22 protein-coding genes and 1 CRISPR repeat array are annotated in these 26,924 nt (G+C 73.1%); of the genes, 13 read left to right on the top strand and 9 right to left on the bottom strand.

What is annotated here, in order from left to right:
• Nucleotides 1-83: 83 nt before the first annotated feature.
• The 6 genes from A3Q37_RS27550 to A3Q37_RS27525 all read right to left on the bottom strand — a co-directional run bounded on the left by A3Q37_RS27550 (nucleotide 84) and on the right by A3Q37_RS27525 (nucleotide 5,744).
• Nucleotides 84-1,313, bottom strand: coding sequence for a cytochrome P450 (locus A3Q37_RS27550; RefSeq protein ID WP_065488325.1), 1,230 nt, complete (start codon nucleotides 1,311-1,313; stop codon nucleotides 84-86).
• An 89-nt stretch (nucleotides 1,314-1,402) separates the two neighbouring features.
• Nucleotides 1,403-2,644: a cytochrome P450 gene (locus A3Q37_RS27545; protein WP_065488324.1), complete on the bottom strand. Its 1,242-nt coding sequence runs from the start codon at nucleotides 2,642-2,644 to the stop codon at nucleotides 1,403-1,405.
• A complete protein-coding gene (locus A3Q37_RS27540; protein WP_065488323.1) occupies nucleotides 2,641-3,315 on the bottom strand; it encodes an ATP/GTP-binding protein in 675 nt (224 codons plus the stop codon). Before A3Q37_RS27540 ends, A3Q37_RS27545 begins: the two co-directional genes overlap by 4 nt.
• Nucleotides 3,296-3,667: a DUF742 domain-containing protein gene (locus A3Q37_RS27535; RefSeq protein ID WP_006126640.1), complete on the bottom strand. Its 372-nt coding sequence runs from the start codon at nucleotides 3,665-3,667 to the stop codon at nucleotides 3,296-3,298. The genes A3Q37_RS27540 and A3Q37_RS27535 overlap by 20 nt, the downstream gene beginning before the upstream one ends.
• Nucleotides 3,664-4,083, bottom strand: a complete 420-nt coding sequence (locus tag A3Q37_RS27530) for a roadblock/LC7 domain-containing protein (RefSeq protein ID WP_006126641.1) — start codon at nucleotides 4,081-4,083, stop codon at nucleotides 3,664-3,666. Before A3Q37_RS27530 ends, A3Q37_RS27535 begins: the two co-directional genes overlap by 4 nt.
• The gene (locus tag A3Q37_RS27525; protein WP_065488322.1) at nucleotides 4,080-5,744 is read right to left on the bottom strand and encodes an ATP-binding protein; all 1,665 of its coding nucleotides are present in this window, start codon (nucleotides 5,742-5,744) and stop codon (nucleotides 4,080-4,082) included. Before A3Q37_RS27525 ends, A3Q37_RS27530 begins: the two co-directional genes overlap by 4 nt.
• A gap of 432 nt (nucleotides 5,745-6,176) precedes the next feature.
• Here A3Q37_RS27525 and A3Q37_RS27520 point away from each other — a divergent pair, with 432 nt between their 5' ends.
• Nucleotides 6,177-8,966, top strand: a complete 2,790-nt coding sequence (locus A3Q37_RS27520; RefSeq protein ID WP_255311970.1) for an FAD-binding and (Fe-S)-binding domain-containing protein — start codon at nucleotides 6,177-6,179, stop codon at nucleotides 8,964-8,966.
• Here the strand turns inward: A3Q37_RS27520 and A3Q37_RS27515 are convergent.
• The gene (locus A3Q37_RS27515) at nucleotides 8,941-9,831 is read right to left on the bottom strand and encodes a LysR family transcriptional regulator (protein WP_065488321.1); all 891 of its coding nucleotides are present in this window, start codon (nucleotides 9,829-9,831) and stop codon (nucleotides 8,941-8,943) included. The genes A3Q37_RS27520 and A3Q37_RS27515 overlap by 26 nt on opposite strands.
• A 161-nt stretch (nucleotides 9,832-9,992) precedes the next feature.
• Here A3Q37_RS27515 and A3Q37_RS27510 point away from each other — a divergent pair, with 161 nt between their 5' ends.
• From A3Q37_RS27510 to A3Q37_RS27500, 3 genes are all read left to right on the top strand, one after another.
• Nucleotides 9,993-10,949: a DMT family transporter gene (locus A3Q37_RS27510; protein ID WP_065488320.1), complete on the top strand. Its 957-nt coding sequence runs from the start codon at nucleotides 9,993-9,995 to the stop codon at nucleotides 10,947-10,949.
• 174 nt (nucleotides 10,950-11,123) lie between these two features.
• Entirely contained in the window at nucleotides 11,124-12,095 is a 972-nt protein-coding gene (locus A3Q37_RS27505; RefSeq protein WP_176711522.1) for a tetratricopeptide repeat protein, read from the top strand.
• Nucleotides 12,096-12,185: 90 nt separating this feature from the next.
• The gene (locus tag A3Q37_RS27500; protein WP_065488318.1) at nucleotides 12,186-13,241 is read left to right on the top strand and encodes a hypothetical protein; all 1,056 of its coding nucleotides are present in this window, start codon (nucleotides 12,186-12,188) and stop codon (nucleotides 13,239-13,241) included.
• A 361-nt stretch (nucleotides 13,242-13,602) separates the two neighbouring features.
• On the opposite strand, the gene A3Q37_RS27495 is transcribed toward A3Q37_RS27500, so the two are convergent.
• Nucleotides 13,603-14,319 (bottom strand): NUDIX domain-containing protein, encoded by a 717-nt coding sequence (locus tag A3Q37_RS27495; protein WP_065488317.1) that lies wholly within the window; start codon nucleotides 14,317-14,319, stop codon nucleotides 13,603-13,605.
• A 115-nt stretch (nucleotides 14,320-14,434) separates the two neighbouring features.
• On the opposite strand from A3Q37_RS27495, the gene A3Q37_RS27490 reads away from it, so the two are divergent.
• The 9 genes from A3Q37_RS27490 (at nucleotide 14,435) to A3Q37_RS27450 (ending at nucleotide 25,611) form a co-directional block, all read left to right on the top strand.
• Complete coding sequence (locus A3Q37_RS27490) at nucleotides 14,435-14,989, top strand: DinB family protein (RefSeq protein ID WP_065488316.1); 555 nt, start codon at nucleotides 14,435-14,437, stop codon at nucleotides 14,987-14,989.
• A gap of 157 nt (nucleotides 14,990-15,146) precedes the next feature.
• Complete coding sequence (locus A3Q37_RS27485; RefSeq protein WP_065488315.1) at nucleotides 15,147-15,950, top strand: TIGR03084 family metal-binding protein; 804 nt, start codon at nucleotides 15,147-15,149, stop codon at nucleotides 15,948-15,950.
• Nucleotides 15,947-17,689, top strand: coding sequence for an acyclic terpene utilization AtuA family protein (locus A3Q37_RS27480; protein ID WP_065488314.1), 1,743 nt, complete (start codon nucleotides 15,947-15,949; stop codon nucleotides 17,687-17,689). The genes A3Q37_RS27485 and A3Q37_RS27480 overlap by 4 nt, the downstream gene beginning before the upstream one ends.
• Nucleotides 17,686-19,284, top strand: coding sequence for an acyl-CoA carboxylase subunit beta (locus A3Q37_RS27475; protein ID WP_065488313.1), 1,599 nt, complete (start codon nucleotides 17,686-17,688; stop codon nucleotides 19,282-19,284). Before A3Q37_RS27480 ends, A3Q37_RS27475 begins: the two co-directional genes overlap by 4 nt.
• Before the next feature lie 7 nt (nucleotides 19,285-19,291).
• Entirely contained in the window at nucleotides 19,292-21,373 is a 2,082-nt protein-coding gene (locus tag A3Q37_RS27470; protein WP_176711521.1) for a biotin carboxylase N-terminal domain-containing protein, read from the top strand.
• Entirely contained in the window at nucleotides 21,370-22,539 is a 1,170-nt protein-coding gene (locus A3Q37_RS27465; protein WP_065488311.1) for an acyl-CoA dehydrogenase family protein, read from the top strand. Before A3Q37_RS27470 ends, A3Q37_RS27465 begins: the two co-directional genes overlap by 4 nt.
• A gap of 143 nt (nucleotides 22,540-22,682) precedes the next feature.
• Complete coding sequence (locus A3Q37_RS27460) at nucleotides 22,683-24,284, top strand: 4-coumarate--CoA ligase family protein (RefSeq protein WP_065488310.1); 1,602 nt, start codon at nucleotides 22,683-22,685, stop codon at nucleotides 24,282-24,284.
• Nucleotides 24,281-25,015, top strand: a complete 735-nt coding sequence (locus A3Q37_RS27455) for an enoyl-CoA hydratase family protein (protein WP_065488309.1) — start codon at nucleotides 24,281-24,283, stop codon at nucleotides 25,013-25,015. Before A3Q37_RS27460 ends, A3Q37_RS27455 begins: the two co-directional genes overlap by 4 nt.
• A complete protein-coding gene (locus A3Q37_RS27450; RefSeq protein WP_065488308.1) occupies nucleotides 25,003-25,611 on the top strand; it encodes a TetR/AcrR family transcriptional regulator in 609 nt (202 codons plus the stop codon). The genes A3Q37_RS27455 and A3Q37_RS27450 overlap by 13 nt, the downstream gene beginning before the upstream one ends.
• Before the next feature lie 41 nt (nucleotides 25,612-25,652).
• Here the strand turns inward: A3Q37_RS27450 and A3Q37_RS27445 are convergent, their stop codons facing one another.
• Complete coding sequence (locus A3Q37_RS27445) at nucleotides 25,653-26,048, bottom strand: DUF4440 domain-containing protein (RefSeq protein ID WP_065488307.1); 396 nt, start codon at nucleotides 26,046-26,048, stop codon at nucleotides 25,653-25,655.
• Between the two features lie 101 nt (nucleotides 26,049-26,149).
• Nucleotides 26,150-26,604: direct repeats of the CRISPR family, unit length 27 nt; unit sequence GGGAACACCCCCGCGCGTGCGGGGACC.
• Nucleotides 26,605-26,924 lie beyond the last annotated feature (320 nt).

Below are 26,924 nucleotides of genomic sequence, written 5' to 3'. Positions count from 1 at the left end.
GTCCCTCGGTGGCACGGCTTCGTAACCGTGTCCGTCCGATGAGACATGCGCTCCGGCCCGTGGACGTCCCCCGCCATGAGCGATCAGGCGTCGCCGCCGAACGGGCAGCCCAGTTTCACCGGCAGCTCGTACAGGTCGTTCTGCGTCACGATCGGCTTGTTGCGCAGCTCCGACGCCGGGACCGCCAGGTCCAGTTCCGGGAAGCGCTCGTAGAGGGCCGGGAGCGCGATCCCCGCCTCCAGGCGGGACAGGGCCGCGCCCGGGCAGACGTGCGGGCCGTGGCCGAAGGCGATGTGGCGGTTCGGGGTGCGGGCGGCGTCGAAGTCGCCCGCTGTCGGGCCGTACTGCTCCTCGTCCCGGCCCAGCGCGCCGAACGAGACGATCAGGCCCTCGCCCTTCGGCAGGATCCGGTCGCCCACCTCGATGTCCTCCGTCGCGAAGCGGATCAGGACGTGCGAGGTCGGAGTGTTCCAGCGCAGCGTCTCCTCGATCACGCCCTCCCATCCGATCTCGCCGTTGAGCACCTTCTTGCGCTGCTCCGGGTGGGTCTGGAGCGCCTCCACCATGTTGACGATCAGGCTGATCGTGGTCTCGTGTCCGGCGGCGATGATCAGTTGCAGGGTGTTGACGATCTCCTCGTCGGTGAGGTGGTCACCGTTCTCCGAGGCCGCGATCAGCGCGCTCGTCAGGTCGTCGCCCGGGTTCGCCCGCTTGTCGTCGACGATCTTCGTGAAGAGGGTCCCAAGGTCCGCCATCATCTGCGGGACCTCCTCCGGCGGGGTCTGCGTCGAGAAGAACTTCTCGAACAGCTCCTTCAGCCGCGGGTGGTCCGCCGCGTCCACGCCCATCAGCTCGCTGATCACGTTCATGGGGAGGGGGTAGGCGAACTCGGCCTTGAGGTCGACCGGCTGCCCGGCCGGGAGCGCGGCCAGCTTCTCCAGGCTCGCGTTCGTCAGCGCCTCGATGCCCGCCCGCAGCCGCTCCACCCGCTTCACCGTGAGCGCCTGCGCCACCAGCGTACGGAGACGGCGGTGGTCGGCCCCGTCGACCGTCAGCATCGAGCGGCCCGGGTTGGCCAGGCCGATCAGCGGCCAGTCCATCGGTATCTCGCCGCGCCGCCAGGCGTTCCAGACGTTGATGTCCTTGACCACCCGGCTGTCGGTGAGCAGCGCGCGGGCCTCCGCGTGGCGGGTGACCGCGTACACGTGTACACCGCCCGGCAGCTCCACCTCCGCCAGCGGACCGGCGGCCCGCAGCGCGGCGCTCTCGCCGTCGAGGTCTCTGACGAAGGGGTCGAGCGCGATACGGGTCATGCGGGGCCTCCGTGGCTTCCGGGTCTGTCCAGGGGGTGTCTGACAATTCGGCGGGGATCAGCGGGCGTCGCCCGCCCGCGCGGAATTGTTCAGACACCCCCGAGGGCGGGGGTGGGAGTGAAGAGCACCGGCAGGTCCGTCAGACCGCGCAGCCACGGCGACGGGCGGCGGGTGAGCTGCTCGGCGGGGACGGCGAGGTCCACGTCCGGCAGCCGGTCGAGCAGGACCTCGATGCCGGTACGGGCGATGACCTCGGCGGTCTCCTGGGCCGGGAACGGACAGCGGTGCTCGCCGTGGCCGAAGGAGAGGAAGGCGTTGTTGCCGCCGGTCAGCGCCGAGCCGTCGGTGCGTACCTGCGGGTCCCCGTTGGCGGCGGCGAGGCCGAGGAGCAGCAGGTCGCCGGCGCGGATGTGGCGGCCGCCGAGGTGGGTGTCGCGGGCGGCCCAGCGGCCGGCCACGTTCTGCGTCGGCGTGTCCTCCCAGAGGACCTCGTTCATGGCCTCGGCGACGCTGTGCCGGCCGCCGGAGAGCGAGGCGGCGAACCGGTCGTCGGTGAGCATCAGGCGCAGCGAGTTGCCCATCCAGTCGGCGGTCGGCTGGTGACCGGCCGCCATCATCACCATGAGGTCCTGGGCGACCTCCTCGTCGGTGAAGCCGCCGCTGTCACCGAGCATCCGGGTGGCCACGTCGTCACCGGGCTCGGCGTGCTTGTCCGCGAGCAGCTGGAACATGGACGTCGCCAGGTGCTGCTGTCCGGCCAGCGCCCGCTCCCGGCCGTCGATCATGTCGTTGATCGCGCCGACCAGCGGGTGGGCCTCCTCGTCGGAGAAGCCGTAGATCCTGGCCAGGACCAGGGCGGGGAGCAGCTTGGCGTACTCCGCGATGATGTCGACCGAGCCCTTCGTGCAGAACCGGTCGATCAACTCGTCCGCGAACTCCTCCGCGTACCGCTTCAGGGAGAACGGGTCGACACCCTCCAGCGCGTTGCTGATCATCATCGCGCGGACGCTGTGGCGTTCGCCGACCGTGTAGAGGATCGAGGGCTGCTTGCGCCCGATCATCGGCAGCAGCGGCCAGTCGTCGGGGATGCGGTCCCACTGGTTCCACAGGTCGGAGTCCCGGCTGAAGAGGACCGGGTCGCCGGTGACCTGGTGCAGTTCGCGGTAGCCGAGGACGAGCCAGGCGGGGACGTCGCCGTCGAGGACGACCGGCGCGATCGCCCCGTGGTCGCGCCGCAGGTCCCGGTAGAGCTGGACGGGGTCGCTCTGGAAGCGCGGCCCGGACAGCGGGACGGAGGTGTGGGTGACGGGGCAGCCGGAGACAGTGGTCACGGGGCGGGCTCCGGGGTCGGGCCGGCCGCCGCCAGGGCCGCCGCGGGCGCGGCCGCCGCGGAGGCGGTCGTTCCGGCGGTCTGGAGGCGGGCGGCGGAGAGCGCGGCGAGATGCTCGACGAGCGTGATCAGCACGTACTTGCTGGACGACCGGTCACGCGCGTCGCACTCCACCAGCGGTACGTCGTCCGAGAGGTCCAGGGCCTCCCGGATCTGCTGCTCGCTGTGGAGCGGGCCACCGAAGTCGTTGCACGCCACGATGAACGGCGTGCCGTGGTGCTCCAGCCGGTCGATGGCGTACCAGGAGTCGGCGAGGCGGCGGGTGTCGACGAGGACGACCGCGCCGAGCGTGCTGGCGAACAGCCGGTCCCACAGGAACCAGAACCGCTCCTGTCCGGGCGCGCCGAAGAGGTACAGCACGGAGCGTTTGTCGAGCGTGATGCGGCCGAAGTCGAACGCCACCGTGGTGGACGTCTTGGCGTGGACGCCGGCGAGGTCGTCGACGGCCTCGCCCGCGCGGGTCATGGTCTCCTCCGTGTTGAGCGGACGGATCTCGCTCACGGATCGGACCATGGTGGTCTTGCCGACGCCGAAGCCGCCCACGACAACGATCTTGAGTCCGTTGTCGGCGGTGGAGCTCAGGGTGGCGCGGTCAGAGGTTGCGGAGTCCAACGAGCACCTGTTCCAGGATGTCGGGGTCGGGGAGCCGGTCCGCGACACGGGCTGTACGGGGGTGGCGGGCGCTGATCCGGCCGGTGTCGAGCAGATCGCACAGCAGGATGCGGACGATGCTGACCGGCAGGTTCAGGCTCGCGGCGATCTCGACGACGGCGGTGGGGCCCTGGCACATCCGCAGGATCGCGACGTGCTCGGACTGCATCCCCGGGGACGGGTCGCACTCGGCGACGACGAGCGTCACCAGGTCGAAGGCGGCGGAGTCGGAACGGCTGCGTCCCCCGGTGAGGGTGTACAGCCTGTCCGGATCGTCGTCGCGGCCCGGTCGGGGGCGGGGCGCCGTCGTCATACGGCCGGGACCTCGGCGGGTTCGCGCGGCGGCGCGACGAGGTGCTCGCCGAGCTGCTCGACGAGCTCGCTCATGTTGTGGCCGACGAGGCCCACGTCGGAGTCCTCGTCGGCGACGACGGCCAGGTGGGCCCCGGCCCCCGCCTCGACGATGAACAGCACGCCGCCGTAGAACTCGGCCATCGCGGACCGTACGCCGCCGGTGCCGTCGCCGAACTCGATGGACGCGCCGTGCGACAGGCTCTGGATCCCGGCGGAGATCGCGGCCAGCTGGTCGGCCTGGTCGACGGAGAGCTCGGGGGTGCGGCACAGCTTGAGGCCGTCGCGGGACAGGACGAGGGCGTGGCGGGTACCGGGGGTGCGGTCGAGCAGCCCCTCCAGCAGCCAGTTGAGCTTCTCGTCGGTGGTCGCGGTCATCGGGTGTTGCCTTCCGGGTGCGGGGAGTTGGCTCGTACCGCCTTGCTGAAGGTGCTGAAGCGCGCTGCCTGGACCTTCGGGTCGGTGGTACGGGCCCGGGGGGTGTCGGCTCCGCCGGGGGCGGCGTTGCCGGTACGGGCTTCGGCGGCGGCCAGCGTGCGGCCGCGGCGGCGCTTGGGCAGCCCGCTCTCGCCGAACTCGGGCACGCTGCCGGTGGACTCGGAGACGGATTCGGACTCGGACTCCGCCGCCGAGGTCGGGGGCGTGAAGGCGTCGTCCTCGGTGCGGGTCCCGGAGGTCCGGGCCGCGTCGTCGGCGGAGGCGAGGTCCGCTTCGGCGGCCGAGGCGTGCGAGGGCTCGGGCTCGTCGGGGAGGACGGGGGCGGGGTCCGCGGGGGCCGGGGCAGTCGGTTCGGCCGCTGCCACAGGGGCTGCCGGGGCCGCCGGTGCAGCAGTCTCCGGGGCCTGTGCCGCAGCCGCCGGGGCCTGTGCCGCGGGCGGCACAGGCGGCACGGCCGGTGCCGCCACGCTCGGTGCGATCGCGCGGGAGATCAGCTCCTGAGGAAGCATCATCAGCGCGCCCGTCCCGCCGCGCGCGGACGGCCGGAAGGAGACCGTCAGGCCGTGTTTACGGGCCAGTCGGCCGACGACTGCGAGCCCGAGGCGGGTGCCGGAGAGGTTGGTGAGGTTCTGGTGGTCGGCGGAGACCGCCCGCTCCGCGCGGCGCAGCTGCACCTCGCTCATGACGAGCCCGCTGTCCTCGACGGTGATGACGATGCCCGCCGGGACCTCCTCGACGTACACATGCACCTCGGCGGTGGGCGGCGAGAAGTTGGCCGCGTTGTCGAGGAGTTCGGCGAGCGCGTGCATGACGCCCTCGGCCGCGTGACCGGCGATCGCGACATCGCTGGTGGAGTGGAGACGGACCCGCTGGTAGCTGCCGATCCGCCCCATCGCGCCGCGCAGGATCGACTCCATGACGATCGGCTTCGCCCAGCGCCGGCCGGAACGGGCCCCGGTCAGCACGGCGATGGAGTCGGCGAGGCGGCCCGCCTGGGCGGTGCGGTGGTCCAGGTGCAGCAGGTCCCCGAGCACGGACTCGTCGGAGTGCCGGTGCTCCATCTCGCGGAGGTCGGCCAGCATGCTGGTGGCCAGGGCCTGCATCCGGCCCGCCGCGTTGGCGCAGGCGGCGACGGCCGCCGAGCGCTCGGTCTCGGCGCGGGTCGCACGGGCCGTCAGCCGGTCGATGGCGAGCTGGAGGCGGGCCTGTTCGGCGGCGGCCGCCGAGACGATCCGCTCGTTCTCGGCGCGGGCCTCGGCGACCAGCCGGGAGGTCTCGGCAGCGGCGGCGCCCTTGATCCGGGCGGTTTCGGCCGTGAAGCGCTGGGCCTCGACGGCGGAGGCGGAGACCAGGCGCGAGGTCTCGGAGGTGAACCGCTGGGCGTCGGCGGCCCGCAGGGAGCGCAGCGTCCGCGCGGTCCCCAGGGCGTGGACGGTGACGGCCACGCAGACGCTCAGCAGCACGGCGGCTGCGCCCGCGCCCCAGGCCAGCGGGGTCCGTACCGTGTCAGGGGCCGCGGCGACGGCCCACAGGGTCAGCGTGCCGGTTGCGGCTGCCGATATCAGCAGGGCGAGTGCGGTGGGCCGGTGTGAGGGGCGCAATCGGAGTCCTCGGTGGCGGACGGTGCGGGATGTCGGGCGGTGCGGGGCGGTAGGGCGGTTCGGTGGGGCGGTTCGGGCAGTGCTGGTGCGGCGAATTCAGGACACTTCGTCACGGGTGCGGGCGATCCTGCACAACTGGAACTGATAGTTCCTGCGCAAGTCTTGGTCACTATAGGAGACTTGACGGTCTGTTTGGGAAGATCTTGTGGGCTTTTTTGTGTGGCTTGTGTACTTTCATCCGTGCGCATCCCAAGAGTTCATCTGTACCGGCGGCATGCTGAGGGAATGGCCGAACAACATCGACCGCATACCGGAGCGCCCACCGGACCACCTGCCGCGGCCTCCCCGCCCTCCCCTGCTTTCGTCGCGGCGCTGCGCTCCGCCGTGCGGGGCGCGAGCGACTTCGGGCCCGCCGCCAGGGCGTTGACGACGATGGACGCGTCCAACTACCGCCGCGTCCCCCTCGGCGTGCTCGCCCCGCGCGACGCCGACGACATCGCGGCCGCGCTGACGGTCTGCCAGGAGTTCGGGGTGCCGGTCGTCCCGCGCGGCGGCGGCACGTCCATCGCCGGGCAGGCCACCGGCACTGGCCTCGTCCTCGACCTCACCCGCCATCTGCGCACGATCCTCGACCTGGACCCGGCCGCCCGTACCGCCGTCGTCCAGCCCGGCGTGATCCTGGACGATCTGCGGGCCGCCGCCGCACCCCACGGCCTGACCTTCGGCCCCGACCCGTCCACCCACAGCCGCTGCACCCTCGGCGGAATGATCGGCAACAACTCCTGCGGCGCGCACTCGGTCGCCTGGGGCACGACGGCGGACAACGTGCGCGCGCTATCGGTGGTCCGGTACGGGGGTGAGGCGCTGCGCCTGGAACAGGTGAGCGGCACGGGCCCGGCGGGCGCCGGCGCCCGCCGGGCGGGGGCGTCCCACGGCCCCCGGGGCGTGAGCGAACTCGTCGCCTCCCACCTCGCCCTCCTCCGCACCGGCTACCCCGAACTCCCGCGCCGCATCTCCGGGTACGCCATCGACGCCCTGCTCCCCGAACACCCCGGCGGCCCCGACCCGGTCCGGGCGTTCTGCGGCAGCGAGGGCACCCTCGGCGTCGTCACCGAGGCCACCGTGCGCCTGGTCGAGGCGCCGCCCGCCCGCGCCCTGGCCGTCCTCGGGTACGCCGACGAGTCCGCCGCCGCCGAAGCCGCCCCGGGCCTCCTCCCGTACGGCCCGCTCACCGTCGAGGGCATGGCCGCCGACCTCGTACGCGAACCGTCCGGGCCGCTGCCGCGCGGGGCCGCCTGGCTCTTCGTCGAGACCGGCGGGTCCACCCCGGCCGAGGCCCGCGCCCACGCCGAACGCGTCCTGCGGGCGGCCGACGCGGTGGACGGGACCGTCGTCACCGACCCGGCCGGGCAGCGGGCGCTGTGGCGGATCCGCGAGGACGCCGCCGGGACCGCGACCCGGATGCCCGACGGCAGTGAGGCCTGGCCGGGATGGGAGGACTGCGCGGTCCCGCCCGCCCGACTCGGCGCGTACCTCCGGGACTTCCGGGCCCTCCTCGCCGAACACGGCCTGCGCGGCACCCCGTACGGCCACTTCGGCGACGGCTGCATCCATGTCCGCATCGACTTCGACCTGATCACCGAGGCCGGGGTGGCCCGCTTCCGCCGGTTCTCCGAGGAGACGGCCGATCTCGTCGTCGCGCACGGCGGCTCCCTCAGCGGCGAGCACGGCGACGGGCAGGCGCGCGCGGAGCTGCTGCCCCGGATGTACGGGAACGAACTCGTCGCGCTCTTCGGTAAGTTCAAGGATCTGTGGGACCCGGACGGCGGCCTGAACCCGGGGATGCTGGCCCGCCCGGACCGCCTCGATACGAACCTCCGCTTCGCCGTCCTCCCGAAACGGCCGGTGGACGTGGAGTTCGGCTATCCGCAGGACGGCGGGGACTTCACGGGCGCGGTCCGCCGCTGCGTCGGCGTCGCCAAGTGCCGTACGACACAGGCGAGCGGCGCGGGCGTCATGTGCCCGTCCTTCCGCGCGACGGGCGAGGAGGCCCACTCGACCCGGGGCCGGGCCCGGCTCCTGCATGAGATGCTGGCGGGCGAGGTCATCACGGACGGCTGGCGCAGCACGGAGGTCCGGGACGCGCTCGACCTCTGCCTCTCCTGCAAGGGCTGCCGCAGCGACTGCCCGGTGGGCGTCGACATGGCCACGTACAAGGCGGAGTTCCTGTACCACCGCTACCGGGGCAGGCTCCGGCCCGCCGCCCACTACGCGATGGGCCGCCTCCCGCAGTGGCTGCGCCTCGCGCGCCCCTTCGCCCGCCCGCTCAACGCCCTCGCCCGGCTGCGCCCGCTCGCCGCGCTCGCGAAGCGGCTGGCGGGCATCGCACCCGAGCGGACGATCCCGGTGCTGGCGACGGAGACGTACAGCCGGTGGCTGCGGGAGCGGCACGGCAAGGGGACGCGCGTCCTCTCCTCGGACCGGGTGGTGCACCTCTGGGCGGACACCTTCACCGAGCATCTGTCCCCGCAGGTGGGCCGGGCGGCGGTGCGGGTCCTGGAGGAGGCGACGGGGCGTACGGTGCTGCCGCCGCCACGCGGGGTGTGCTGCGGGCTCACGTACGTATCGACCGGGCAGCTCGACGCGGCGCGCCGGGTGATGCGCCGCACCCTGGACCGGCTGGACCTCTTCCCCGGCGGTCCGCTCGTCGTCCTGGAGCCGAGCTGCGCCGCGACCCTCCGCACGGATCTGCCCGAACTCCTCCCCGACGACCCGCGTGCCACCGAACTGGCCTCTGCTGTAAGGACGTTCGCCCAGTACCTGGAGGAGTACGCCCCCGACTGGACGCCACCCCGCCTGGACCGCCCGGCCGCAGGCCAGACGCACTGCCACCAGCACGCGGTCCTCGGCGACGCGGCGGAGCGGCGACTGCGCGAACGGCTGGGCCTGACCGGCGAACTCAGCGGCGGCTGCTGCGGGATGGCGGGCAACTTCGGCTTCGAGAAGGGCCATTGGGAGGTGTCGGTCGCCTGCGCGGAGGAGCGGCTGCTCCCCGCCGTACGGGAGTCGGCACCCGGGACGGAACTGCTCGCGGACGGCTTCTCCTGCCGCACACAGCTCGACCAGCTGGCCGGCCGCCGGGCCCGGCACCTCGCGGAGGTGATCGCGGAGGCCCTCCCCGGATCCGGACCGTTGGTCAGTGGGGCCGGCCCCGGGCGATGATCTCGCGGGCGAGGGCGGCCAGTTGGGGGAGGGCCGGGTGGCCGGGTGCGTCGCGGCGGGCGAGGAGGACCGGGACGCCGGGGGCGTCGGCGAGCGGGACGTAGGCGACCCCCGCGTGCGGGTGCAGCTCGGCGGTCGACGCGGTGGACACCCCGCTGCCGCGGCCGGCGGCGATGGCGGTGAGCCAGTCGTCGGTGTTGCCGACGGTGAGGGTGGCGGCCGGGCGGGCGTGCGGCGGCCACAGGTCCACGGTGGTGGTGCCGGAGACGGTGTTCAGGACGACCGGGCCGTCCGCGAGATCGGCGAGTTCGAGCGAGGCGCGCGCCGCGAGCGGCCCGTCCGCGGTCACCGCCGCCACCCGCACCTCGGTGAACAGCACCTCGGCGACCAGCCCCGGCGCGTCCACCGGCCCGCGCAGCAGCGCCGCGTCGACCTCGCCCCGGGTCAGCCCGGCGGTGCGGTCGTCGATCCGCAGCAGCTCCAGCGGGGTGCCCGGGAAGCGTTCCTGCCAGGTGCGCAGCAGCGGTGTGGTGTACGGCCCGAACGCGGACCAGGCGTGCCCGAGCCGCAGCGGCCAGGTGCGCAGCCGCCCGGAGTCCAGCGCCTCGTCGAAGGCGGCGACCGCGGCGGCGGCCTTGTCGCGGAAGGCGACGCCGTCGGGGGTGAGGGCGAGGTGGTGGGTGGAACGGTCGACGAGCCGGACCCCGAGGTGCCGCTCCAGCGCGGCGAGGGTGCGGGACACGGCGGGCTGGGTCAGCCGGAGGCGGGCGGCGGCGCGCGTGATGTTCAGCTCGTCGGCGACCGCGAGGAAGGCCCGCAGATGCCGGAGTTCCACGGGGCGGCCGGTGGAGGGTTCCTCGTTCATGCGCGGGAAGCATAACGAGAGCGTGACCGGCATTTCACGGAACGCGCGGCGGTCCTTACCGTGAAGGGAAACCCGTGGCGGCCACAGTTCCTCATCCTGTACCGTCCAGTGCATTGAAGTGAACTACCCCGCTCGTCCCTCCCTCCCCCCGGAAGGCCCCCGTGAACGACCAGCGCAGCGCCGCCGAACCGGCCGCCGCAGCCGTCGCCGTACCTGAAGCGGTGACGGCACTCGAAGGCGCCGGACGGTCCTGGGCCGACCGCCGGGCGGCGTTGGCGCCGATCGCGCTGGTGGTCGCCGGTGGGCTGTCCGTCCAGTTCGGCTCGGCGGTCGCGGCGCTGCTGATGCCGAAGGCGGGCGCGCTGGGCGTCGTCACCCTGCGGCTGGCGGCCGCCGCGCTGATCCTGCTGGTGATCTGCCGCCCGAAGCTGCGCGGCCACTCGCGTGCCGACTGGGGCACGGTGCTGGCCTTCGGCGTCGCGATGGGCGGCATGAACACGCTCTTCTACCTGGCGCTGGACCGGATCCCGCTCGGTATCGCCGTCACCCTGGAGGTGCTGGGCCCGCTCGCCCTCTCGGTGCTCGCCTCCCGCCGCCTGATCAACGTCCTGTGGGCCGGGCTGGCCCTCGTCGGCGTGGTCCTGCTGGGCGGCGGCGGCTTCGACCGCCTCGACCCGCTCGGCGCGGCCTTCGCCCTGGGGGCCGGGGCGATGTGGGCGGCGTACATCGTGTTCAGCGCCCGCACCGGCCGCCGCTTCCCGCAGGCGGACGGGCTGGCGCTGGCCATGGTGGTCGCCGCGGTCCTCTCGCTGCCGCTCGGCATCATCGAGTCCGGGGCGAAGCTCACGGTCCCGTCCACGATGGCGCTCGGCGCGGCGGTGGCGGTCCTCAGCTCGGTCCTCCCGTACACCCTGGAGCTGATGGCCCTGCGCCGGCTGCCCGCACCCACGTTCGCGGTGATGATGAGCCTGGAACCGGCCATCGCCGCCGGCGCGGGCTTCCTGATCCTGGACCAGGCCCTCTCCACGACGGACGCCCTCGCCATCGCCCTGGTGATCGGCGCGAGCATCGGGGCGGTACGCAGCCGGACGGGCGCGGCACCACGACGCGAGGTGTGAGGCGCGGTCCGCCGGGTCGAGGCGGCTCGCGGCAGCAGCCGTGCGTCCGGGCCGAGGCGGCTCGCATCCAACGGCCGGGCGGCCGGGCGGACATGGTGGGAACCCGGGGCGGGCAGAGCTTCGTCCTGAATCTTGAGGGACGGCCGAGCGCCGGTGATCTCAAGGGGGATGTCCATGCGGTGGAGGTCGAAGGGGCAGGGACCGAGGGGCGGCGGGGCGGAGGCCCTGCGTGAGGCCGCCGAGGCAGGGGATGCCGCCGGAATGACCCGGTACGGCGTGTATCTCGGTCATCACCAGGACCAGGAAGGCGCCGAGCGGTGGCTGCGCCGGGCGGTGGAGAAGGGGCACCCCGATGCCCCCGTCGCCCTTGGCGCGCTGCTCCACCAGTGGGGACGGCGGGACGAGGCCGAGCAGCTGCTACGGGCGGCCGCCGGCGCGGGGCACGTGCGTGCGATGGAGATGGTCGCGTTCGCCCTGCGGTCGCGGGGGGACCATACCGAGGCCTTCCACTGGTACCGGCGTTCGGCCGAGGGAGGCAATGCGTCCGCGATGGCCACCCTCGGGGCCCTGTACGAGGAGCGGGGTTCCGACGCGGAGGCCGAGGACTGGTTCCGCCGGGCCGCCGAGGCGGGGCACGCCGACGCCGCGTACACCGTCGGGCAGCTGCTCCACCGGCGGGGTGAGGTCGTGGAGGCCGAGCGATGGGCCCGTCGGGCAGCGGACGGGGGTTCCACCGCCGCGATGAACACCCTCGGGATCATTTTCCTGGAACAGGGCGACAGGGAGGCGGCGAAGACCTGGTACCGCAGGTCGCTCGACGCGGGCGACCCCGAGGGCGGTCGCCTGCTCGCCGGACTGCTCAGCCGCTCCGAGATTCTCGACATGCTCAGGGCCCAGGTGATCAAGGACGCGCGGAAGGGTGACGTCGAATCGATGATGGCGCTGGGGCGCACCGGGGAACGGAAGGGTGATCTCTACGCGGCACAAGGCTGGTACGAGAAGGCGGCCGAGGCCGGGCACGTGGCGGCGATGACCCGGCTGGCGGAACTCTCGGAACAGGCGGGGCACTTCCGTCAGGCGCGGACGTGGCACCGGAAGGCCGCCGCCGCGAGGCCGCGGCCGGAAGGCGGGGGAGGCGGGCGGTAGTTGGTTTCCCGCCGGGCGTCGGCCGCTCGGCGGGAAGGTATCCGTCGGCCGCCCGACGGCCGGTGAAGGCTCCGCCATAGGGTTACCCGGATGACGACAGACGCGTACCGTGGCTGGGACTCCGAGACACGGTTCCAGCGCTTGCTGGACGAACTGCTCCCGCTCGACATGGGCACCTGGCGGCTGCCGGAGGTGCGGGCCGCGCTCGACTCGCTGGGGTGGCAGGTGCGGCCCGTGACCCCCGGCGGAAGCCCGCCGGACCTGGCGCGGGGCCGCCGTCCCGAGGTGGCATGGGAGTTGGGCGGCCATCCCCAGGGGCCCCGCCAGGGCGTCGGGGTGCTGACCGTGGCGGCCGAGGACCCCGAGCAGGTGCTGGGACTGGAGATCAACCTTTCCTACGGCATCGCCTACGACGACGACCACTCCCACGAGTTCCACTTCGCCCAGACCGCCCGCGAGGTCACCGCGTACGCCCTCGGCGGGCCGCCCACCCGCCTGGCGGGTCCGGGCCTCCGAGCGGTGTGGCACCGGCCGGGAACCAGTGTGGCCGTCACGCTGGACGAGGGCTGCGTGATCCTCCAGTTGCTCTGCACCGACCGGGGCGCCGAGTTCCGCCCGGGGCAGCCGGATCTGTGGCGCGGCTCGGCCCGCGCGGATCTCTCCCCTCCCGAGCCCTCGAAGCCCGTGCGGGACTGGGAGGACGCCCAGGCGCGGCTGGGCAGCGCACTTCAGGCCCTCTGCGCCGAGGTGTTCGAATTTCCCGGCGACTTCAGCCTTCGTCTGTCCTCCGCCCGCGACCCTCTCCGCTTCGCCGTCGCCGCCGCCACGTCCTACACCGATGCCCTCCGGCTGGAGACCCCCGTCGGCACCCCTGGCCTTCCCGACCCCGAGCGGCTCGGCCGACTCGGCTGGGACCGCCACGACACCCTCTGGCAGCGCACGGTGCCCGGCGCGCTGACCATGAGAGATCCCGCCCTCGAGGCGGCGGCCGACCTGGTGGAAGCGGTCCGCACCCTGGAGGTGGACCTCTCCGACCTGGTCCACTCCGGCGAGGTGTCCGTCCCCACGGGGACCCGTCACCTGGAGCTGCCGCAGCTGGGTGTTCCCCGTGCCGTCCTGGACGAGGCGGGGCAGGCGGGGGCGTAGGAGCGAACCGGGGGCTTCGCGCGCGAGCGGGGCCCCTTCTTGCGTGAGCCGGTACGGTCGGGCCCGGGCGTTCCCCGTGTGCGCCGGGGGCCGTTCGCCTGGACCGGATACGGCGCGAAGGCGTCTGCACCTTCGCCCCGACCCCGTACCGCTCGGGCGGGCTACGCGGGGGAGCGCGTTGACTCCGCGCCGCACCCTGGCCGAGGAACACCACTGGCGCCCCCCGCCCTGGGCCGGCTCGTGGCCACCGTGCTCACCACCGTGGTGCTTGGTGCTGCCTGGGCCTGGCGGCCTGACGGCCCTGGCCGTCCGCAATCGCGTCAAACGCTGACGAGCCCCGCGCCGAGGGCTCGCACGCCCCTCACCACCCGCACGGCGGCCCCAGCTCCGTGATGGAGTCGGCCAGCTCCGCCGGGCGCTCGGGCCACCCCGTCCGGTGCCAGTGCTCGATACGCCAGGACAGCCGCCGGGGCCAGAGCGGGGTGGCGGGCAGGCGGTCCACGGGGACCCAGACCGGGGTGCCGCCGTAGTTGTCCAGCGTCTCCGGCGGGCCGACCTCGCCCGTGGCGGACACCAGGAAGTAGTGCTCGTGGCGGCCGTCCTTCCAGACGCGGGCCACCTGGGGCCCGACGGTCCCGGTCAGGCCGGTCTCCTCGTCCAGCTCGCGTACGACGGCCGTCTCCGGCGTCTCGCCCTCCTCGACCCCGCCGCCCGGGATCTCGTAGTGCGACGACCCGTCCTCGTCGGTGAAGCGGATCAGGAGCACGGCCCCGTCGCGGATGACGACCGCCCCGGCCCGTACCCGTACCGGCTCCACCGCCGCGGGGTCGACCAGAGCCACCGGGCCCTCCGGCGCCGCGCCCTCCGACCAGGCGCGCAGAACCGTCTCCGCCGTCCCGGCGGGCCGGATGCGGGCGTGCAGGGCCTCCGCCAGGGGCAGGGCGACGCGCGGGGCGTCAGCGGCGGCGGAGAGCCCGCCGGGGAAGGCGTGGTACGCGCCCTCCGCGTCGTGACGCAGTTCCAGGATCAGCTTGTCGGCGTCGAACAGGACGGTCAGCGGGCGGGTTTCGGCAGTCATCGACGGAGGCTAACGCGCCCGACAGCCGAGCCGCCGCCGGAATACCTTCGTCCGTACGGTGCCCGGTTCTAGAGTCGCCGGATCGACCCCCATCCTGCGCCCCAGGAGGCACGCCATGGAACCGACCGGACCGACCGGCAGCGCCCCGAAGACCGGTGAACGCGAAGACCTGCTGGTCATGGTCGCCGACCAGCGCACCAACTTCCTCTACACGGTCGCCGGGCTCACCGACGAGCAGGCCCGCACCCGGTCGACCGTGAGCGAGCTGACCCTCGGCGGCCTCGTCAAGCACCTCGCTGAGGTGCAGCGCAACTGGCTGTCCGTGATCGACGGCACCGCCGCCCCCGAGGTCGGCTGGGCCGACCTCGATCCGGACGGCAACCGCATGACCGACGACGAAACCCTCGCCGGTCACCTCGACGCGTTCCGGGCCGGGGCGGAGGCCTTCGACCGTGCCGTCCGCGAGGAACCCGATCTCGACCGGGCGATCACGCTCCCGCGCTATCCCTGGTCGCCGCCGGAGCCCCTCGTCTGGACCGTCCGGCACGTCCTGCTGCACGCGTTCCGCGAGATCGCCCACCACAGCGGTCACGCGGACATCGTGCGCGAGGCCCTCGACGGGGCCAGCACGACGGAGCAGATGGCGAAGGCGGCCATGGGCGGCGACTGACCGAGCGGCTAGTGACCGGCGACGAGTGACCGGCGGGCCGGCGCGGTGGGCGTCGTCCCGGCGGTCTGCGGGCAGAAAATCATGCAAGCGTGCTTGATTGTTTCCTGGTGCGCTGCCATGCTCCTGGGCACCACACCCGGTCCCGAGGGGAGCGCACGTGTCCGCTGTCGTAGCCGTGATCGACGATCTGCGCGAAGAGAGCGACGAACTCGACGAGCTGGTGGGGGCGTTGGACGAGCCCGGCTGGCGCGGGCCGACGCCCGCCGAGCGGTGGACCGTCGCCCACCAGATCGCCCATCTCAGCTGGACCGACGAGGTCGCCCTGCTGGCGGCCACCGAGCCGGACCGGTTCGGCGACGAGGTGACCAAGGCCCTGGCCGCCCCCGAGTCCTTCGTCGACGAGGCGGCCGACGCCCTGGTCGCCGCCCATGCCCCGGACGCCCTGCTCGCCCGCTGGCGGGAGGGCCGGGCCCGGCTCGACAAGGTCCTCCGCGACGCCCCGGCCGGCACCCGGATCCCCTGGTACGGGCCGCCGATGAGCGTCGCGTCCATGGCGACCGCCCGGCTCATGGAGACCTGGGCCCACGGCCAGGACATCGCCGACGCCCTGGGTGTCACCCGGGCCCCGACCGCCCGGCTCCGGCATGTGGCCCGGATCGGCGTACGGGCCCGGAACTACGCCTACGCGGTACGCGGGATCACCGCGCCCGAGGAGGAGTTCCGCGTCGAACTCCGCACCCCGGACGGCGAGATGGTCGCGTACGGGCCCGAGGGCGCCGCCCAGCGGATCACCGGCCCCCTCCTCGACTTCTGCCTCCTGGTCACCCAGCGCGCCCACCGCTCCGACCTCGCGATCACCGCCGAGGGCCGCGAGGCCGACCAGTGGCTCGGCATCGCCCAGGCCTTCGCCGGCCCGCCGGGACCGGGCCGGCTGCCGAGCGCGGAGCGGGAGACCCGATGAGCGGCCCCTCCGCCCCCGCGCCCCTCCGCATCGGCAACGCCTCCGGCTTCTACGGCGACCGCTTCGACGCCCTGCGCGACATGCTCACCGGCGGCCCCCTCGACGTCCTCACCGGTGACTACCTCGCCGAGCTGACCATGCTCATCCTCGGCCGCAGCCGCCTCAAGGACCCGCAGAAGGGATACGCCACCACCTTCCTCCGCCAGTTGGAGGAAGGGCTCGGCCTCGCCCACGAGCGCGGGGTGAAGATCGTCGCCAACGCGGGCGGCCTCAACCCGGCCGGACTCGCCGACTCAGTAAGGCAGTTGGCGGAGAAAGTCGGCGTGCCCGTCGCCGTCGCGCACGTCGAGGGCGACAGCCTGCCCGTCCCGGACGGGTTCCTCACCGCCAACGCCTACCTCGGCGGCTCCGGGATCGCCGCCTGTCTGCGGGCCGGGGCCGATGTCGTCGTCACCGGCCGGGTCACCGACGCGGCCCTGGTCACCGGGCCCGCCGCCGCCCACTTCGGCTGGGGCCCGGACGACCTGGACGCGCTCGCGGGGGCCGTGGTCGCCGGGCACGTCCTGGAGTGCGGTACGCAGGCGACCGGCGGGAACTACGCCTTCTTCGGCGAGCACGACCCCGCCCGCCTCCGCCGCCCCGGCTTCCCGCTCGCCGAGATCCACGCCGACGGCTCGTCCGTCATCACCAAGCACGACGGTACGGGCGGGGTCGTCGACCTCTCCACCGTCACCGCCCAACTCCTCTACGAGACCGGCGGATCCCGGTACGCCGGCCCCGACGTCACCGCCCGCCTCGACACCGTACGGCTCACCCCCGACGGCCCCGACCGGGTCCGCATCGACGGCGTACGCGGCGAGGCCCCGCCGCCCACCCTCAAGGCCGGGCTCACCCGGCTCGGCGGCTGGCGCAACGAGGTCGTCTTCGTCCTCACCGGTCTCGACATCGAGGCCAAGGCCCTCCTCGTACAGGACCAGTTCGCCGACGCCCTGGAGCGAGGCGGCGGCCGCCCGCCCGCCGAGGTGCGCTGGGAACTGTCCCGTACCGACCACGCCGACGCCGACACCGAGGAACGGGCCAGCGCCCTGCTTCGGCTCGTCGTCCGCGACCAGGACGCCGACGCGGTCGGCCGCGCCGTCTCCTCCGCCGCCATCGAACTCGCCCTCGGCAGCTACCCGGGCTTCCACGTCACCGCCCCGCCCGGAAAGGGCGCGCCCTACGGGGTGTTCGAGGCCCGGCCCGTACCGGCGGCCGATGTCGAGCACATCGCCGTGCTGCCGGACGGGACCCGGAGGGCGATCGAACCGCCCACCCAGACACAGGAGTTGGTCGACGTCCAGGAACCCCCGCTCCCCGATCCGTACCCCTCCGCCACCCCCACCCGCCCCGCCCCCCTCGGCCTCATCGCGGGCGCTCGCAGCGGCGACAAGGGCGGCGACGCCAACGTGGGCGTCTGGGTCCGCGACGACGACGCGTGGCGGTGGCTGGCACGCGAGCTGACCGTCGAGCGACTGCAAGAACTGCTGCCGGAGACCGCTGACTTGACCGTCGTACGCCATGTCCTGCCCAACCTCCGCGCCCTCAACTTCACCGTCCACGGCCTCCTGGGCGAAGGCGTCGCCGCCCAGGCCCGCTTCGACCCGCAGGCCAAGGCGCTGGGGGAGTGGCTGCGGTCCCGGTGGCTGCCGATCCCCGTAGCCCTGCTCGAAGGCATCGATGCCCCGGAGGTGACCGCATGACCGTCCTGCCCACCGCGCTCGACACCAACAGTCCCGAGTACGCGGCGAATCGGTCCACCATGACGGAGAAGCTCGCCGAGCTGGAGACCGAGCACGCCAAGGCGCTCGCGGGCGGCGGCGAGAAGTACGTGACCCGGCACCGCAAGCGCGGCAAGCTTCCGGCCCGGGAGCGGATCGAGCTGCTCGTCGACCCCGACACCCCGTTCCTGGAGCTGTCGCCGCTGGCCGCCTGGGGCAGCGAGTACGCCGTCGGGGCCTCGCTCGTCACCGGGATCGGGGTGGTCGAGGGCGTCGAATGCCTGATCACCGCCAACGACCCGACCGTACGCGGCGGGGCGTCGAACCCCTGGACGCTGAAGAAGGCCCTGCGCGCGAACGAGATCGCCTTCGCCAACCGGCTCCCCGTCATCAGCCTGGTGGAGTCGGGCGGGGCCGACCTGCCCTCCCAGAAGGAGATCTTCATCCCCGGCGGGGCGCTCTTCCGGGACATCACCCGGCTCTCCGCCGCCGGAATCCCCACCGTGGCCGTCGTGTTCGGCAACTCCACCGCCGGAGGCGCGTACGTCCCCGGCATGTCCGACCACGCGGTGATGATCAAGGAGCAGTCCAAGGTCTTCCTCGGTGGACCGCCTCTCGTGAAGATGGCCACCGGCGAGGAGAGCGACGACGAATCCCTCGGCGGGGCCGAGATGCACGCCCGTACATCGGGGCTCGCCGACCACTTCGCCGTGGACGAGCACGACGCGATCCGCCAGGCCCGTCGGATCGTCGCCCGGCTCAACTGGCGTAAGGCGCACACCGATCCGGGCCCGGCCGAGCCGCCGAAGTACGACGAGGACGAACTGCTCGGCATCGTGCCGGGCGACCTGAAGGCCCCGTTCGACCCGCGCGAGGTCATCGCCCGCCTGGTCGACGGCTCGGACTTCGACGCGTTCAAGCCGCTGTACGGGACGAGCCTGGTGACGGGGTGGGCGCGGCTCCACGGCTATCCGGTCGGCATCCTCGCCAACGCCCAAGGGGTGCTGTTCAGCGAGGAGTCACAGAAGGCGGCCCAGTTCATCCAACTCGCCAACCAGCGCGACATTCCGCTCCTCTTCCTCCACAACACCACCGGCTACATGGTCGGCAAGGAGTACGAGCAGGGCGGCATCATCAAGCACGGCGCGATGATGATCAACGCGGTCGCCAACTCCAAGGTCCCGCATCTGTCGGTCCTGATGGGCGCGTCCTACGGGGCCGGGCATTACGGCATGTGCGGCCGCGCCTACGACCCGCGCTTCCTCTTCGCCTGGCCCAGCAGCAAGTCCGCCGTCATGGGCCCGCAGCAGCTCGCGGGCGTGCTCTCCATCGTCGCCCGCGCCTCGGCCGCGGCAAAGGGGCAGCCGTACGACGACGAGGCGGACGCCGGGCTGCGCGCCATGGTGGAGCAGCAGATCGAGGCGGAGTCGCTGCCGATGTTCCTGTCCGGGCGGCTGTACGACGACGGGGTCATCGACCCGCGCGACACCCGGACCGTCCTCGGGATGTGCCTGTCCGCGATCCACACCGCACCGGTCGAGGGCGCCCGTGGCGGCTTCGGCGTCTTCCGGATGTGACCCGCCCATGAGGAGTGACGTGATCCATACTCTGCTCGTCGCCAACCGGGGCGAGATCGCCTGCCGGATCTTCCGCACCTGCCGTGACCTGGGCATCACCACGGTCGCCGTGTACTCCGACGCGGACGCCGACGCCCTGCACGTACGGGAGGCGGACCTCGCCGTACGCCTGCCGGGCGCGGCCCCCGCCGACACGTATCTGCGCGGCGACCTCGTCGTGGCCGCCGCGCGGGCCGCCGGGGCGGACGCCGTGCACCCCGGCTACGGCTTCCTCTCCGAGAACGCCGCGTTCGCCGCCGCCGTGCAGGACGCGGGGCTCGTGTGGGTGGGCCCGCCGGTGAAGGCGATCGAGCTGATGGCCTCCAAGACCCGGGCCAAGGAGCTGATGGCGGGGGCCGGGGTACCGCTGCTGGTCCCGGTGGACCCGGCGACGGCGGGACCCGACGACCTGCCACTGCTGCTCAAGGCGGCCTCCGGCGGCGGTGGACGCGGGATGCGGATCGTTCGCGAACTCGACGCACTGCCAGGTGAGTTGCTGGCGGCAGCGGCCGAGGCCGCGTCGGCCTTCGGGGACGGGGAGGTGTTCGCCGAGCCGTACGTGGAGCGCGGCCGGCACGTCGAGGTCCAGGTGATGGCGGACGCGCACGACACCGTGTGGGCGCTCGGCACCCGGGACTGCTCGCTCCAGCGCCGCCACCAGAAGGTCATCGAGGAGGCCCCGGCGCCCGGCCTGGACGACGTCCTGCGCGACCGGCTGCACGAGGCGGCGGTGGCTGCGGCACGGGCGGTCGACTACCGGGGCGCGGGGACTGTGGAGTTCCTGGTCTCCGCCGAGGGCCGGCCGTACTTCCTGGAGATGAACACCCGCCTCCAGGTCGAACACCCGGTGACGGAAGCCGTGTTCGGGCTCGACCTGGTCGCCCTGCAACTGCGGGTGGCGGAAGGCGAACCGCTGCCGTCCCCCGAGCCGCCGCAGCCGTCCGGCCACGCGGTGGAGGCCCGGCTCTACGCCGAGGACCCGGCACGGGACTGGCAGCCGCAGACAGGCGCGCTGTTCACCCTGGAGGTGCCGGAGGGGCCCGGTCTGCGCCTGGACACCGGGTACACCGGCGGCGACACGATCGGCGTGCACTACGACCCGATGATCGCCAAAGTGATCGCCCACGCCCCGACCCGCCCCGAGGCCGTCCGGCTGCTGGCCCGCGCGCTGGAGCGGGCCCGGATCCACGGCCCGGTGACCAACCGCGACCTGCTCGTACGGTCGTTGCGCCACGCGGACTTCGCGGCGGCCCGCCTGGACACGGGGTTCTACGACCGGAACCTGGCGGAGCTGACCGGGCCGGGAACCGGTGACTCCGCCACGGCCGCCCTCGCCGCGACTCTGGCGGAAGCCGTACGGGGTCCGGAAGCCGTACGGGGTCCGGAAGCCGTACAGGGCCCGGGAGCCGTACAGGGCCCGGGAGCCGTACAGGGTCCGGAAGCCGTACGTCCCACGCACCCCGGACGCCCCGCCCCCGCCCGCTTCGGAGCCTGGCGCAACGTACCCTCGCAGCCTCAGCGCAAGCGCTACCGCAGCGAACCCGACGGCACGGAACACGAGGTCGCCTACCGCACCCCGCGCACCGGAGTCCCGGAACCGTACGAGGCCCCCGGCACCCGGGTCCTGACCGTCACCCCCGACCGCGTCACCCTCGAAGTGGACGGCGTGACACGGCACTTCGCCATCACTGCCCACGCCGACCGGGTCCACGTCGACGCCCCCGACGCCTCGTACACGTTCACCGCCCTGCCCCGCTTCACCGACCCCACCACGCACACCGCCCCCGGCTCCCTGCTCGCCCCGATGCCCGGGACCGTCGTCCGCCTCGCCGAGGGCCTGGCCGCCGGGGTCGCCGTCGAGGCCGGGCAGCCGCTGATCTGGCTGGAGGCGATGAAGATGGAGCACCGCATCCTCGCCCCCGCCTCCGGCACCCTCACCGCCCTGCACGCCGCGCCCGGCCACCAGGTCGAGGTCGGCGCGCTGCTCGCCGTGGTCCAGGAGGACCCGGCCGCCACCACCCCCGTACCCGTTCCGGAGGAGACCGCATGAGCACCGCACGCACCGCCCTCGAAACCGAAGAGCACCAGGCCCTGCGCGCAGCCGTCGCCGCCCTCGGAAAGCGGTACGGGCGCGACTACATGACCACCGTCATCCGCGAGGGCAAGCACACCGGCGAACTGTGGGCGGAGGCCGCCAAGCTCGGCTACCTCGGGGTGAACCTTCCCGAGGAGTACGGCGGCGGGGGCGGCGGCATGGCCGAACTCTCCATCGTTTTGGAGGAGTTGGGTGCGGCTGGCTCACCGCTCCTGATGATGATCGTGTCGCCCGCGATCTGCGGCACGGTCATCGCCCGCTTCGGCACGGAGGAGCAGAAACAGAAATGGCTGCCGGGGCTCGCCGACGGCTCCCTCACCATGGCCTTCGGCATCACCGAGCCCGACGCCGGATCGAACTCCCACCGCATCACGACCACCGCCCGCCGCGACGGCGACGACTGGGTTCTCACCGGCCGCAAGGTCTTCGTCTCGGGTGTCGACATGGCCGACGCCACGCTGATCGTCGGCCGGACCGAGGACGCCCGCTCCGGGAAGCTGAAGCCCTGCCTGTTCATCGTCCCGCGTGACGCCCCCGGGTTCGGCCGGAACCAGATCGACATGGAACTCCACGCCCCGGAGAAGCAGTTCGAGCTGGTCCTCGATGACGTACGGCTGCCGGCGGACGCCCTGGTCGGCGACGAGGACGCGGGTCTGCTCCAGCTCTTCGCCGGGCTGAACCCCGAGCGGATCATGACGGCGGCGTTCGGCATCGGCATGGGCCGCTTCGCGCTGGCCAAGGCCGTCGAGTACGCCCGTACCCGCCAGGTCTGGAAGGCCCCCATCGGCTCCCACCAGGCCATCGCGCACCCGCTCGCCACCGCGCACATCGACCTGGAGCTGTCGCGCCTGATGATGCAGAAGGCGGCCCGGCTGTACGACGAGGGCGACGACATCGGGGCGGGCGAGGCGGCGAACATGGCGAAGTACGCGGCCGGGGAGGCGTGCGTGAAGGCGGTCGACCAGGCGGTGCACACGCTCGGCGGCAACGGCCTGACACGCGAATACGGCCTCGCGTCCCTGATCACCGCGTCGCGGGTGGCCCGGATAGCCCCGGTCAGCCGCGAGATGATCCTGAACTACGTGTCGCACCAGTCGCTGGGCCTGCCGAAGTCGTACTAGCCGATCTCCCTGATCTGCTCCCATCCGACCCCTCCCCATCCCTCCCCCACAGGGGTGATTCTGACCCTCCACACTCCACACCCGCACGGCGTCCCGCGCCGCCACTCGGGCGGCGCGGGCCACCGCGACGACAGGGGACCGCCATGGTGTTCCGCAGCGAGTACGCAGATGTAACGGCTCTCGACACACCCATCCACGACGCGGTTCTCGGCGAGGCCGCCGGGTTCGGTGACACCGTCGCCCTGATCGACGGGACGAACGGCACCTCCCTCACGTACGCCCAACTCGACGGTTTCCACCGGCGGATCGCCGCCGCGCTGGCCGAGGCGGGGCTCAGGAAGGGCGACGTCCTCGCCCTGCACAGCCCGAACACCATCGCCTACCCGGCGGTCTTCTACGGGGCCACCCGCGCCGGGGCCTCGGTCACGACGGTCCATCCGCTGGCCACGCCCGAGGAGTTCGCGAAGCAGCTCGCGGACAGCGGGGCGAAGTGGATCGTGACGGTCTCCCCGCTCCTGTCCACGGCGCGCCGCGCAGCCGAACTGGCAGGAGGGGTGCGGGAGATCTACGTCTGCGACCAGGCGGAGGGCCACACCTCCATCCTGGACATGCTGTCCTCCACCGCCCCCGAGCCGGAGATCGCGATCGACCCCGGCGAGGACGTGGCGGCCCTCCCGTACAGCTCCGGCACGACGGGCACGCCCAAGGGCGTGATGCTGACGCACCGGTCGATCGCGACCAACCTGGAGCAGCTGAGACCGTTCATCCCCATGGGCGAGGGCGACCGTATCCTCGCCGTCCTGCCCTTCTTCCACATCTACGGCCTCACGGCGCTGATGAACGTGCCCCTGCGCTGCGGCTCGACGGTTGTCGTGCTGCCGCGCTTCGACCTCGCGCAGTTCCTGGAGGCCATCCAGACGCACCGCATCTCCGGCCTGTACGTGGCTCCGCCGATTGTGCTGGCCCTGGCGAAGCATCCGCTGGTCGGGGAGTACGACCTGTCGTCGCTCCAGTACATCGTCAGCGCGGCCGCCCCGCTGGACGCCGAGCTGGCGGAGGCGTGTTCGGCGAGGCTGGGGGTGCCGCCGGTTCGGCAGGCGTACGGGATGACGGAGCTGTCGCCCGGTACGCACGTGGTGCCGCTCGCCGTCGAGCAGCCGCCGCCGGGCACGGTCGGCAAGCTGCTGCCGAACACCGAGATGCGGATCGTGTCGCTGGAGGACCCGGCGAAGGACGCGGAGCCGGGGGCGGACGGCGAGATCCTGATCCGGGGCCCGCAGGTGATGAAGGGCTACCTGGGCCGCGCGGACGCCACGGCCGCGATGATCGACGAGGACGGCTGGGTGCACACGGGCGATGTCGGCCGGGTGGACGAGGAGGGCTGGCTGTACGTCGTCGACCGGGTGAAGGAGCTGATCAAGTACAAGGGCTACCAAGTCGCCCCCGCCGAGCTGGAGGCGCTGCTCCTCACGCACGAGGCGGTGGCGGACGCGGCGGTGATCGGGGTGTACGACGCGGAGGGCAACGAGGTCCCGAAGGCGTTCCTGGTCCGGGGACCGGGGGCGGAGGGCCTGACGGAGGAGGCCGTGATGGCGTACGTCGCCGAGCGCGTGTCCCCGTACAAGAAGGTGCGGCTGGCGGAGTTCATCGAGGCGGTGCCCCGGGCGGCATCGGGCAAGATCCTCCGGCGCGAGCTGCGCGACCGCGAGGAGACGGATCATTCGGGAACATCGGAGGAGCAGTGACCCTGATCGCCACATCCCGGGACCGGGGCATCGCGACGCTGACGCTGGACTCCCCGGCCAACCGCAACGCGCTGTCGGCGGCGCTGGTGGGGGAGTTGCGGGAGGCCCTGGCGGGCTGTGCCGCCGACGACACCGTACGAGCGGTGGTGCTGACCCACACGGGGTCGACGTTCTGCGCCGGGGCGGACCTGACGGCTCCGCCGGACCCGGAGGCGTTCGTGGGCCTGATGCGGGAGATCGTGGCGCTGCCGAAGCCGGTGGTGGCCCGGGTGACCGGCCATGTCCGGGCAGGCGGCCTGGGTCTGCTGGGGGCGTGCGACATCGTGGTGGCGGGCGAGGCGTCGTCCTTCGCCCTCACCGAGTCCCGCCTGGGCCTGGCCCCGGCGGTCATCTCCCTCACGCTGCTCCCGCGCCTGGACCGTACGGCGGCGAACCGCTACTACCTGACCGGGGAGAGGTTCGACGCGGCGGAGGCGGCGAGGATCGGCCTGGTCACGGTGGCTGCCGAGGACGTGGAGAAGGGCCTTGTCCCGGTCCTGGACGGACTGCGCCGGGCCTCACCTCAGGGGCTGGCCGCATCGAAGGAGCTGGTCACGGCTACGGTGCTGAGGAGCTTCGACCAGTACGCCGAAGACCTCATCGCCCGATCAGCAGCGCTGTTCGCCTCCGACGAGGCGAGGGAGGGGATGACGGCCTTCCTCGAACGACGGGACCCGGCATGGGTGCGGTGACCTCTTCCTTCTCTGCTTCCCGGGCCGCTCACGCGCCCAAGCAGGACCGCAGCCGGGCGACGCGGCAACGGCTCCTGGAGGCGGCGGTGGCCTGCCTGGCCGAACACGGCTGGGCGGGCTCCACCGTCTCGGTGGTCGCGGAGCGGGCCGGCGTCTCGCGGGGCGCGGCCCAGCACCACTTCCCGACCCGGGAGGACCTGTTCACGGGTGCGGTGGAGTACGTGGCGGAGGAACGCTCGGCCGCCCTGCGCGCGCTCCCGATGCAGGGCCGCGCGGAGGTGGTCGCGGCCCTGGTCGACCTCTACACGGGCCCGCTGTTCCGGGCGGCGCTCCAGCTCTGGGTGGCCGCCTCCAACGAGGCCCAGCTCCGCCCGCGCGTCACGGAGCTGGAGGCGCGGGTGGGCCGCGAGACCCACCGCATCGCCGTCGAACTCCTGGGCGCGGACGAGTCCCGCCCGGGCACCCGAGAAACGGTCCAGGGCCTCCTGGACATGGCCCGCGGCCTGGGCCTAGCCAACCTCCTCACGGACGACACGGCCCGCCGGGAGCGGGTGGTGGCGCAGTGGGCGGCGCTGGTGGAGGAGGGGTTGGGGTGAGGCCGGGCGGAGGCTCATGCCGGGCCCCCGACGTGCGCCGGTCACTCGGCGACCGGGACGGGCGTGGCCTGGTGGTAGTACATCCGCCAGCCCGTCTCCCCGTCCCGCCTGCGCCACAGCGAACTGCGACGGGCCCGGCGCCCGCCGAAGTCGGTCTCGTACGTGAGGTGCACGATCCCGGGGGCCAGGACGACCCCGCCCATCCGGGAGGTCTCGAACCGGGCCCCGCCCCCGCCGTCCAGCTCGGGGAGGGCGGCGAGCATCTCCTCGTACGTCCACCGCCGCCCCGAGGCCCCGACCTCGACGAACTCCGGGTCGAGGAGGCGCGCGGCGAGCGACCGTGACGCGCGGACGCGGGGGTCCAGCAACTGGAGCTCGGCGTCGATGGCCGCGCTGACGTCCGCGGATTCCTGGGATTCCTGGCTGATCCGGCTCATCGGCTCATGATCGCGGAAGGGCCCGGGAGCGCACGCCCATATGTTTCGGGGGCGACCCCTTGTAGGTAGCTCGTCCTCTCGTAGATCCCCTGTAGCTGTATGGGAGCATCCCCGCACGTGCGGGGACCACTGGAGCTCCTGCGCTCCATGCTCCGCGCCGCGGGGAACACCCCCGCGCGTGCGGGGACCACGGGCCGGCGGACCGGGGCCCGGCGCAGGTCGAGGGAACACCCCCGCGCGTACGGGGACCACCTTCCGGGCGCACTGTCGGCGGCCGCGAGGATGGGAACACCCCCGCGCGTACGGGGACCACGTCCGCTCCACCGCGTACTGCGGCCGGGAGGTGGGGAACACCCCCGCGCGTACGGGGACCACCTGATTCCGGCCTGGTGAACACCTGCCAGGTGGGGAACACCCCCGCGCGTGCGGGGACCACGACGGGCGGCTGATGCCGGTGAGGGTGAGCGCGGGAACACCCCCGCGCGTGCGGGGACCGCCGGCGACATCCACCACCCCGACCACTGCACCCGGGAACACCCCCGCGCGTGCGGGGACCGCAGTTCGTGACCTGCGGCTTTATGCGCTCCGGGAGCGGTTTTTGCTCACTTCTTGAGAAACGGACATACCGCCCCTGGAGTTGTAGTGGTCGCAGTTGGAGTTCGTCAGTGGCGATTCTGCCCTCTGCCCGGCTGTGGGGCGCGGGTTTCTCGGAGGAGAGAGTCGTGGCTTTCGTCCCGTCGGGGTCTGTGTGTTGGTCTTGCTGGGGGCGGTAGGCCTGGCGGTGGCGGGTTGTTCAGGCGTGGTTGGGGTCAGACGGGTTTGAGCAGGGTGCGGAGGTTGGCCATGTGGGCCTTTACGGCGGCGATTTCGGTGGGG

It is taken from the genome of Streptomyces sp. PTY087I2, assembly GCF_001687325.1.
In the GTDB taxonomy this organism is placed as follows: domain Bacteria; phylum Actinomycetota; class Actinomycetes; order Streptomycetales; family Streptomycetaceae; genus Streptomyces.
This window is presented reverse-complemented; position numbering and strand designations above follow the sequence as displayed.